The organism is Lysobacter sp. (assembly GCA_013141175.1).
Taxonomy (GTDB): domain Bacteria; phylum Pseudomonadota; class Gammaproteobacteria; order Xanthomonadales; family Xanthomonadaceae; genus Lysobacter_I.
In genome coordinates this window covers 3,846,886-3,856,915 of the sequence record JABFRN010000001.1, presented here as the reverse complement: position 1 = coordinate 3,856,915, position 10,030 = coordinate 3,846,886, and the positions used below count along the sequence as shown (strand labels likewise).

General features: G+C 62.1%; 8 protein-coding genes. All 8 read left to right on the top strand.

The genetic code is table 11. The features are described from left to right. The first annotated feature begins 13 nt into the window (after positions 1–13). The 8 genes from HOP03_16920 to HOP03_16885 all read left to right on the top strand — a co-directional run bounded on the left by HOP03_16920 (position 14) and on the right by HOP03_16885 (position 9,968). A complete protein-coding gene (locus HOP03_16920) occupies positions 14–4,063 on the top strand; it encodes an SDR family NAD(P)-dependent oxidoreductase (protein ID NOT89841.1) in 4,050 nt (1,349 codons plus the stop codon). A gap of 55 nt (positions 4,064–4,118) precedes the next feature. Further along, positions 4,119–5,378, top strand: coding sequence for a hydroxymethylglutaryl-CoA synthase family protein (locus HOP03_16915; protein NOT89840.1), 1,260 nt, complete (start codon positions 4,119–4,121; stop codon positions 5,376–5,378). Further along, on the top strand, positions 5,378–6,157 hold the full coding sequence (locus tag HOP03_16910; GenBank protein NOT89839.1) for an enoyl-CoA hydratase/isomerase: 780 nt from the start codon (positions 5,378–5,380) through the stop codon (positions 6,155–6,157). The genes HOP03_16915 and HOP03_16910 overlap by 1 nt, the downstream gene beginning before the upstream one ends. Beyond that, on the top strand, positions 6,157–6,906 hold the full coding sequence (locus HOP03_16905) for an enoyl-CoA hydratase (GenBank protein NOT89838.1): 750 nt from the start codon (positions 6,157–6,159) through the stop codon (positions 6,904–6,906). Before HOP03_16910 ends, HOP03_16905 begins: the two co-directional genes overlap by 1 nt. Positions 6,907–6,998: 92 nt before the next feature. After that, positions 6,999–7,238 carry an acyl carrier protein gene (locus HOP03_16900; protein NOT89837.1) on the top strand — a complete coding sequence of 80 codons (240 nt, stop codon included), beginning with the start codon at positions 6,999–7,001 and terminating at the stop codon, positions 7,236–7,238. Positions 7,239–7,342: 104 nt separating this feature from the next. Continuing rightward, a complete protein-coding gene (gene fabD, locus HOP03_16895; protein ID NOT89836.1) occupies positions 7,343–8,530 on the top strand; it encodes an ACP S-malonyltransferase in 1,188 nt (395 codons plus the stop codon). A gap of 7 nt (positions 8,531–8,537) precedes the next feature. Beyond that, positions 8,538–9,524, top strand: a complete 987-nt coding sequence (locus HOP03_16890; GenBank protein ID NOT89835.1) for an acyltransferase domain-containing protein — start codon at positions 8,538–8,540, stop codon at positions 9,522–9,524. 18 nt (positions 9,525–9,542) lie between these two features. Continuing rightward, on the top strand, positions 9,543–9,968 hold the full coding sequence (locus HOP03_16885; protein ID NOT89834.1) for a PaaI family thioesterase: 426 nt from the start codon (positions 9,543–9,545) through the stop codon (positions 9,966–9,968). Positions 9,969–10,030 lie beyond the last annotated feature (62 nt).

The window sequence follows — 10,030 nt, the reverse complement described above, 5'->3', positions numbered from 1 at the left end:
GACCTCCGTATCGATGGACACACAACACGACTATCCCATCGGCGAATTCCGGTCGACCTTCGATGGCAGCGAACCGTTCCTCGCCGACCACATCATCCAGGGACAGAAGATCCTGCCGGGCATGGCGTACCTCGAGATCGCACGCGCCGCCGTCGCGGGGTCGATCACCCTGGACGACGATTCGATGCTGGTCCTGAGCGACAGCGTGTTCGTGAACGCGCTGACCGTGAAGGACAAGCGCACGGTGGTGACGCGGGTGTATCCGGGCGCGGCCGGCCAGTTCGGGGTCGAGGTCAGCACCGATCAGGGCGTGCACTTCCAGTCGAAAGTCGCGGTGCAGAAGAAGCGCGACTTCCTCGCCGCGAAAGGCTACGCGGCGCACCTCGACATCGCGCAGCTGAAATCCGAATGCACCTTGCCCGGCCCGACCAAATCGGCGTTCTACCAGACCTTCAGGAAACGCGGCGTCGAACTCGGACCGTCGCATCGCGGCGTCGATGAGATCCTGCTGGACGGGAAGGGCAATGGACTGGCGACGATCCGTCTTCCCGGCGCCTCCGCGCGCGGCATGGCGATGGATGCCGGTGCGCTGGACAGCATCATCCAGAGCGGCATCGCGCTGGTCAGCAATCCCGAAGCCAATGTCGTGCCTTTCGCCGTCCTGGGCACGCTGGTCGTCGGCCCGCTGACCGACACGATGTTCGTGTCCATCCAGCAGCGCGCGGACGGCATGCACTACATCGCCACCGACGAAAGCGGCAAGGTCCGCGTGATCATCGAAGGCTTCCAGACGCGCGAGATCGATCTGAATGCCAGGCAGGATCGGCTGAGTTTCTACCGGCCGACGTGGAAGGCGGCGGCGCCGGCCGGCTCGGATGACCGGACGGTCAGCGTGGTGGAAGCGGGCGACGACTACGTCGCGACGACCAAAGCCTTGCTGGCCGCCGCGCAAGCGCTGGTGCAGGACAAGGGCAAACGTTCGGTGCTGGAGCTGCACGCGACGAAGGAACATCCGCTCGCGCGTGGCCTGTGGGCGGCGATGAGGACGATTTCGATCGAGCACTCGCAGATCGAATTCCGGATGAAACTCGGCGACCAGTCCCTGGCGTTCGAGCAACAGGACGTGGATCTGGACAACGCCCGGGAATTCGCCTGGCCGAACGGAGCCACCGTGCTGATCAGCGGCGGCCTCGGCGAGCTTGGTTTGCTGGTCGCCGCCGATATCGCCGAACGTTCCACCGACAGCACGCTGATCCTGTTGGGCAGGCGGACCCCGGGCGAGGACGATCTTGCCCGCATCGAAACGCTGAAGCGTGCCGGCGCCCATGTCATCCATCGCGTCTGCGACATCGCGGATCCGCGGCAGGTCGAACAGGTCGTTGCCGAATATCCCGGGATCCGCATCGTGGTCCACGCCGCCGGGTTGATCGACGATGCGCTGGTCGCGCACAAATCCGTCGAGTCCGTCGACCGGGTGCTGGCGCCCAAGGTGCAGGGCATCGTCAATCTGGATCGCGCCACCGCCGGCTGTCCGCTCGATCACTTCATCGCCTTCTCGTCGATGGCCGGCGTGCTGGGCAATGCCGGGCAGTTCGATTACGCGGCCGGCAACGGCTACATGGATGCCTACATCGAACAGCGCGAACAGCGCGTGCTCGCGCAGCAGGCGCGCGGCCGTTCGCTCAGCATCAACTGGCCGCTGTGGGAAGAGGGTGCGATGCAGCTCGACGCGGCGAGCCGCGAGAGCCTGGCCAAGACGTTCGGCATCAAACCCTTGCCGACCGCCGAAGGCCTGAAGGCGCTGCGTCTTGCGATCGCAAGCCCGCACGCCCAGCTGATGACGCTCTACGGCCAGCGCGGCGCGCATGCCGCATTGTTCGCGCCGCCGAAGGCGCCCGTGGAACAGCAGGCCCAGCAGTCGCCGGTCGAGCTGGACAAGCTGCAGCGCGAAATCATGCAGGAAATGCGCCTGCAGGCGGCCCAGCACCTGAAGCTGAAGCCGAACCAGATCGGAGATACGGACGACTGGACCAACTTCGGCTTCGACTCGATCCTGATCTCGAGTTTCGTGTCGCACCTGAACCATGTCTACGACCTGGACCTGATGCCGACCTCGATGTTCGAAGCGTCCAATCTGCTGCGCTTCAGCCAGTTCCTTGCCGAGAACCACGCGCCCGAGATGATGAAGAAGCTGGCGGTGGCCAACGCGAAGGCCGCCGCCACGCCCGCCAGGCAGGCGCCACCGCGCCCCGCCGAGGTGGCTGCCGCGGACAGCCGTTCGGTCTCGCAGTTCGCACGCCGCTTCCGCACCGCCTACAAAAACCAGTCGAGCTACCGCGACGAGGATGTCGCCGTGATCGGCATGAGCTGCAGGATCGCAGGCGCGCGCAACCCGGACGAATTCTGGGACATGCTGGACAACGAGCGCGACATGATCCGCGAGATCCCGGGCGAGCGCTGGGATTGGCACGATTATCCGGGCGTCAGCAAATGGGGCTCGTTCGTCGACGGCATCGACGAATTCGATCCGCTGTTCTTCGGCATATCGCCGGCAGAAGCGATGTACATGAGCCCCGAACAGCGCCTGATGATGCAGTACGTCTGGGAATGCGTCGAAGATGCCGGATACGGCGGCGACACGCTGAAGGGCTCCAACACGGGCATCTTCGTCGGCTGCGGCCCGAGCAGTTACACCAGCCTGATGAGCCACCTGCCGATCGAAGCCTATTCGGTCACCGGCAGCGTGTCGTCGGTGGGGCCGAACCGGATCAGCTATCACATGGACTGGCACGGTCCGAGCAATCCCATCGACACCGCCTGCAGCAGCTCCCTGGTGGCGGTGCATCGTGCCATCGAGGCGATACGCGGCGGTCACTGCGGCGTCGCCATCATCGGCGGCGTCAATGCGCTGATCAGCCCGGATGTGTACATCAGCTTCACCAAGTCGGGCATGCTCTGCGAAGACGGACGCTGCAAGACGTTTTCCGACAAGGCCAACGGCTACGTGCGCGGCGAAGGTGCCGGCATGCTGATGCTCAAGGGCCTGAAAGCCGCGCAGCGCGATGGCGATGCCATCTATGCGGTGATCAAGGGCGCAGCGGAAAACCACGGTGGCCGCACGACCTCGCTCACCGCGCCGAATCCCAACGCGCAGGCGGCGGTGATCAAGCGGGCGGTCGAGGATGCCGGCATCGACTTCAGCCGCGTCGGCTACATCGAATGCCACGGCACCGGCACGGAGCTGGGCGATCCGGTCGAAATCCGCGGCCTGAAGGCGGTTTCCAAGGATCTGCTCGATCCGGCGGCAGCCGCCGAAAAGCGCGAAAACCATCCGTGCTATCTCGGCAGCATCAAATCGAACATCGGGCACCTCGAATACGCCGCGGGCGTGATGGGCCTGATCAAGGTCATCCAGCAGATCCGCCACCGGAAAATCGCCCGCAGCCTGCATTGCGATCAGGTCAGTCCCCTGATCGATCTGAACGGCACGCCGTGCGTCATCGCCCAGCAGGCATGCGAGTGGGTGGTGCCGGCCGGGCAGACCCGCATCGCGGGCGTCAGCAGTTTCGGCTTCGGCGGGGCGAATGCCCACGTCATCGTCGAAGAGTACGTCGAGCGCGAATCCCCGGCGGCGTCGACCGATGCCGACCACGCGCAACTGCTGGTGTTCTCCGCGCGCAATGTGGACAGCCTGTACAACACCCTGCAGGCGTATCCCGGTTTCCTGGACAAAAGCCGCGACGGCCCGGACGCACTGCGCCGCATCGCCTACACCCTGCAGGTCGGTCGAACCGAAATGCAGGAGCGGGTCGCGTTCGTCGCCAGTTCGATCGAGGAGTGGAGCGAATTGCTCGATGGCTGCCTGAAGGACAAGGACAGCTTCTACCACCGCAAGGTCTTTCGCGGCTCCGTCAAGGGTGGCGGCGGCGAGAAACTCGACATCGGCGATACCCAGGCGGGCCAGGAATTCATCAAGCGGCTCGTCGAAACCGGTGAAATCGAGAAGCTCGCCGAACTCTGGATCAATGGCTCGAAGCTGGATTGGCGGCTTCTGCACGCCTGACGGTCGATGAATCGAAGAACCATGGATTTTTTTGCTTTTTATTTGGAGAGATAGGATGAAAACAGTTGGTATCGAGGCCATGAACGCGTTCGCTGGAACGGCCTTTCTGAACGTCAGTAGCCTCGCGGAGCATCGCAACCTCGACACCACGCGTTTCGAGAACCTGTTGATGAAGGAAAAGACGGTCGCATTGCCGTACGAAGACCCGATCACGTTCGCCGTCAATGCGGCAAGACCCATCGTCGATGCGCTGAGCCCGGAAGAGAGGGACAGGATCGAGATGGTGATCACCTGCACCGAATCGGGCTTCGATTTCGGCAAATCGATGAGCACCTATTGCCACAGCCTGCTGGGGCTGAACCGCAACTGCCGCCTGTTCGAGCTGAAGAACGCCTGCTATTCCGGCGCCGCCGGCATCCAGATGGCGGTCAACTTCGTGCTGTCGCAGGCGTCGCCGGGCGCGAAAGCGCTGGTGATCGCGACCGACATTTCGCGCTTCATGGTCGAGGACGGCGGCGACGCGCTGACCGCCGACTGGTCGTTCGCCGAACCCAGCAGCGGATCGGGCGCGGTCGCGATGCTGATCAGCGATCAACCGCACCTGCTGCAGATCGACGTGGGCGCGAACGGCTACTACGGCTACGAAGTGATGGATACCTGCCGGCCGACGGCGGACGGCGACGCCGGCGATTCCGACCTGTCGCTGCTGTCGTACCTGGATTGCTGCGAGAACGCGTTCATCGAATACAAGAAGCGCGTGCCCGACGCCAACTTCGCCGAGACGTTCACCTACCTGGCTTACCACTGTCCCTTCGGCGGCATGGTCAAGGGCGCGCACCGCAACATGATGCGCAAGATCATGCGCGCCAAGCCCAACGACATCGAGGAGGATTTCCAGCGTCGCGTCACCCCGGGCATGATCTACTGCCAGCGCGTCGCCAACATCATGGGCGCGACCATGCCGCTGGCGATCGCGAGCACGATCGAGCACGGCGATTTCGAAACCCCGCGTCGCATCGGCGCGTTTTCCTACGGTTCCGGCTGCTGCTCCGAGTTCTTCAGCGGAGTGGTGCGCAAGGAAGGGCAGCAGCGCCTGCGCAAGATGCAGATCAAGGAGCATCTCGACCGCCGCACCGAATTGACGATGGACGAATACGACCGGCTGCTGGTCGGCAGCAATGCCGTCCGTTTCGGTACGCGCAACGTCGAACTGGACAGCAGTTTCGTCTCGCGTGCGCGCAGCGCGATCGGCAAGCCGGTGTTGTTCCTGAAGGAAATCAAGGAATTCCACCGCGAATACGAGTGGGTCGGTTGATGGACCCGTCCGCTTTCACGACCCTGCGCGTCCGTTTCGACGACGAGATCGCGCATCTCCAGATCCACCGGCCGGACGCGAACAACGCGATCAACGAACAGTTGATCAAGGAATTCACGGCGGCGCTCGATCTGTGCGAGGTGCGTGCCAAGATCGTGGTTGTGGAAGGCTTGCCGGAAGTATTCTGCTTCGGCGCCGACTTCGCGGAGCTGCAGCGCAGCTTCGACGGCGACGCACCGCCGCAGCAGGATCCGCAGCCGATGTACGCATTGTGGCGGCGGCTGGCCAGCGGGCCGTACGTGTCGATCGCGCACGTACGCGGCAAGGCCAACGCGGGCGGCATCGGTTTCGTGGCCGCCTGCGATATCGTCCTCGCCGATACCAAGGCGGTGTTCAGCCTGTCCGAACTGCTGTTCGGCCTGATGCCCGCGTGCGTACTGCCTTTCCTGATCCGGCGCATCGGATTCGCCAAAGCCAACTACATGACGCTGATGACACAGCCGGTCACGGTGCAGAACGCGCACGAATGGGGCCTCGTGGACGCCTACGAGGAGAACAGCGAAAACCTGCTGCGCAGGAATCTGCTCCGTCTTCGTCGACTGAACAAGACCAGCATCGCGCGCTACAAGCGTTATATGCACTCGATCGAAGGGTCACTCGATACCTGCGAGCACGCAGCGCTCGCCGCGAACCGGGAGGTGTTTTCCGATATCGAGAATCTGCAGCGCATCTCGCGTTACGTGAAGACCGGAGAATTCCCCTGGGAGGGCACCTCGTAATGTCTGACAGCGCTGTCTCACTGGATTGGCTCGAACCGCACATCCTGCAGATCAAAATGCAGGACCGGGTCAACAAGAATACGTTCTCGGAGGGCCTGACCCAGGGCCTGATGGATGCCTTCGCTGCGGCCGGCGGGAATCCGGACTGCAAGGTCGTCATCCTGACCGGGTACGACAATTATTTCGCCAGCGGCGGCACCCAGGAGCTGCTGATGGGGCTTTCCGACGGTCGCGGGGCATTCACGGATCGGGCGCTGTACAGCCTTCCGCTGCATTGTCCGGTGCCCGTCATCTCCGCGATGCAGGGACATGGAATCGGCGGCGGTTTCGTGCTGGGAATGTTCGCCGATATGGTTGTACTGAGCCGGGAAAGCATTTACGCTGCAAACTTCATGCGTTATGGGTTTACGCCCGGTATGGGCGCGACATTCATCCTGCCGCAGAAGTTGGGGATTGGTATCGCGACCGAGATGATGCTGTCGGCGAACAACTATCGGGGAGATGAGTTGCAGCTCCGCGGCATCCCGTTTCCCGTATTGCCGCGAGACAAGGTGATGGCGCACGCACTCGAGCTTGCGCGGACGTTGGCCGAAAAACCACGCTTGTCGCTGGTGACGCTCAAGGAACACCTGACCGTGCCATTGCGTGAGGCCTTGCCGGCGATGGTCGCGCAGGAAGTCGCCATGCATGCCATCACGTTCTCGCAGCCGGAAGTGAAATCCAGGATAGCGACGCTGTTCGGCGCATGAGTGGTTTTTGAATCGCATTTCGCGTGCGGGTCCGTCTGCGTCGGCAATCATGCGACGAGACGCTTGACGCACGCCACCCAGGAGAAGTTGCTGTGGAGATGGAAAAGATTTTCGACATCATCGTTGGGCATACCCGTGATGTGCTTCCGGGTCTGGACGATCGTCAGTTTCAATTCTCGGACTCGCTGCGCGAACTCGGCGCGAATTCCATCGATCGTTCCGAGATCGTCATGCTCACGCTCGAGTCGCTGTCGCTGAAGATTCCGCTGATCAAGGTCGTCAAGGCCGAAAACATCGGCGAGCTGGCCGGTCTGCTGCATGCGGAACTGTGAAGCCGGGCCGAGGACATGACCATGGGCATCGGGACGCCCGCGCATCCATTCTGTCGTTGACGAAGCCGCCAGGCTCGTAAACACCAACAATGCTGGAGAATTCGATGAAAACCTATATGTTCCCCGGGCAAGGCTCGCAGGCGCGCGGCATGGGCGGCAGCCTGTTCGATGAGTTTCCGGAGCTGACCGACAAGGCCGACAAGATCCTCGGCTATTCGATCAAGGAACTGTGCCTGAGCGATCCCAACAAGGAACTCAAGAATACCCAGTTCACGCAACCGGCGCTGTATGTCGTCAATGCGCTTTCGTACTACAAGCAGATCCAGCAGGCGGGCGAGACGCCGGACTACGTCGCAGGCCACAGCCTGGGCGAGTTCAATGCGCTGCTCGCCGCCGAATGTTTCGATTTCGAAACCGGGTTGAAACTCGTCAAGAAGCGCGGCGAGCTGATGAGCCAGGCGACCGACGGCGCGATGGCGGCGATCCTGAACGCGACTCGCGGACAGGTTGAAACATTGCTGAAGGAAAACGGATTCAAGAACGTCGATATCGCCAACTACAATGCGCCGCTGCAGATCGTCATTTCCGGACCGGCCGATGAGATCGCGGCGAGCCAGAACATTTTCCAGTTCGACAACGTCATGTTCGTGCCGCTGAACACCAGTGGCGCGTTCCATTCAAGGCTGATGAAACCCGCGCAGAGCAAGTTCGAGAGTTTCCTCAAGAAGCGCAAGTTCGCCGACCCGAAGATTCCGGTCATGGCCAACCTGACGGCGAAGCCGTACCCGAAAGGCGCCGTCGTCGACTATCTGTCGAAACAGATCAGCAGCACGGTGCTGTGGAGCGACACGATTCAATCCCTGCTCAAGATCTCCGACCAGATGGAATTCCTGGAACTGGGGCATGGCGATGTCCTGACGAAAATGATCGCGAACATCAAGCGTCAACTCGCGAAAGCCGCCGAGAAGGCCGCGCCCGCCGTCCAGAAGACGGAGACGCCGCCGGCGGTCGCCAGCATCGCGCCTGCGGTCGCGGTCGCGGCGCCCGGGACGGATGCGCGTACGGAAGCCGGCGCTGCCGCGCCGTCCGATAATCGTTTCGCTCTGGCGGAGCAGAAGGTATCGGCGTGGAACAAACGCCATCCGGTCGGTACCAAGGTCAAATCGCTGGTGATGGATTACGGCGAACTGACCACCCGCACGTCCGCCGTCGAGCTCTTCGGTCATCGTGCCGCCGTCTATATGGAAGGCTACAACGGCTATTTCGATCTCGACGAAATCGCGGCGGCATAGGATCGTCATGCGCCTCCCTGTCGTATTCATGTTCTCCGGACAAAGCTCCCAGTACTATCAAATGGGCCGGGAGCTGTATCACAGCCACCCGCGATTCCGGATGTGGATGGATCACTGCGACGAAATCGCACAGCCGATGATCGGACGCTCGCTGTGCGACGTCCTGTACGGCGACGGCGACAAGAGCAAGCCCTTCGATCGCCTGCTGTATACCAATCCTGCGCTGTTGTGCTTCGAATTCAGCCTTGCGCGCGTACTGATCGAGGCGGGCGTCAAGCCCGACTATCTGCTCGGTTACAGCCTTGGCGAGTTCAGCGCGGCGGTGGTCGGCGGCGCGTTGACCCTGGAGCAGGGCATACGGTTCATCGTCGATTACGCGAAACTGATCGAGGCGGAATGCCCGCCGGCGAGAATGCTCGCGGTTCTCGACGTGCCGTCCGTCGAAACCCGCTATGCCCACCTGTTCGATGGCTGCTGGCTTACCGCGCGCAATTTCGACCGCCATGTCGTCGTCACGGGGTCGGTGCCCGCGATCCAGTCCTTGCGCGAGGCCATGCTGGACGACAATGTCGTCCATCAGTTGCTGGCGGTCAATTTCGGATTCCATACCGAAATGGTGCAACCGATCGAAGGCAGGATGCTCGAACTGGCCCAGGGCATCGATTTCCAGCCGCTCCAGGTGCCGTGCATCTCCAGTTTCGACGGCTCGACGAGGGATTCGCGATTCGACACCGGCCTTTGGCCTCGGCATTTCTGGTCGCTGTCCCGTCACCCGATCGCTTTCGATACGACCGTGCAGTCGCTGTTGCGCCAGGGGGATTGCTGTTTTCTCGATGTTGGCCCCAGCGGCACGCTGGCTACGTTCGTGAAATATCTGCTGCCTGCGCAGACGGCTTCCGTGTTCAGCGACGTGGTCAACCCATTCGGCAGGGACAACCGGACTTTCGGCAATGCCCTGCGCTGCGGAGGCTTGACCGATGTGCGCAGCGCATAACCTGGCGGGAAATGGACAGTGAGCGATTTTTTCGAAAAAGGACAGCAAGTGCTGGTATCGCAGCCGTTCAGTCGGTTGCTGGGTACCGAATTGTGCGACCTGTCCCAGGGTTATGCCGAGCTGGCGCTGCGGATCCGCGAGGATTTCAAACAGAGCTATGGCTATGTGCATGGCGGCGTCGTGAGTTACCTCGCCGACAATTGCCTGACCTTCGCCGGCGCGACCGTGCTCGGCCACTGCGTCACCTCGGAATTCAAGATCAACTACGTGATGCCGAGCATCGGCGATCTGCTCGTCGCGAAATCCACGGTGCTGTCGTTCGCGCTGCGGCAGGCGGTATGCGAATGCAAGGTGTACGTCGTGCGCGGCCAGGAGTCGATGCTGGTCGCTGTCGCCCAGGGCACCATCGTCAAGATCGAAACCGATATACGGGAATACTCATGAGCGCTTTTCCGTATCTCGACGCGACCCATGCTGGAATTCATCCTCGCGCCATCCGCAGGACG

Coding starts and splice junctions, on each gene's coding strand:
- HOP03_16920 (NOT89841.1), top strand. CDS start 14: ATGGACACACAACACGACTATCCCATCGGCGAATTCCGGTCGACCTTC.
- HOP03_16915 (NOT89840.1), top strand. CDS start 4,119: ATGAAAACAGTTGGTATCGAGGCCATGAACGCGTTCGCTGGAACGGCC.
- HOP03_16910 (NOT89839.1), top strand. CDS start 5,378: ATGGACCCGTCCGCTTTCACGACCCTGCGCGTCCGTTTCGACGACGAG.
- HOP03_16905 (NOT89838.1), top strand. CDS start 6,157: ATGTCTGACAGCGCTGTCTCACTGGATTGGCTCGAACCGCACATCCTG.
- fabD (NOT89836.1), top strand. CDS start 7,343: ATGAAAACCTATATGTTCCCCGGGCAAGGCTCGCAGGCGCGCGGCATG.
- HOP03_16890 (NOT89835.1), top strand. CDS start 8,538: ATGCGCCTCCCTGTCGTATTCATGTTCTCCGGACAAAGCTCCCAGTAC.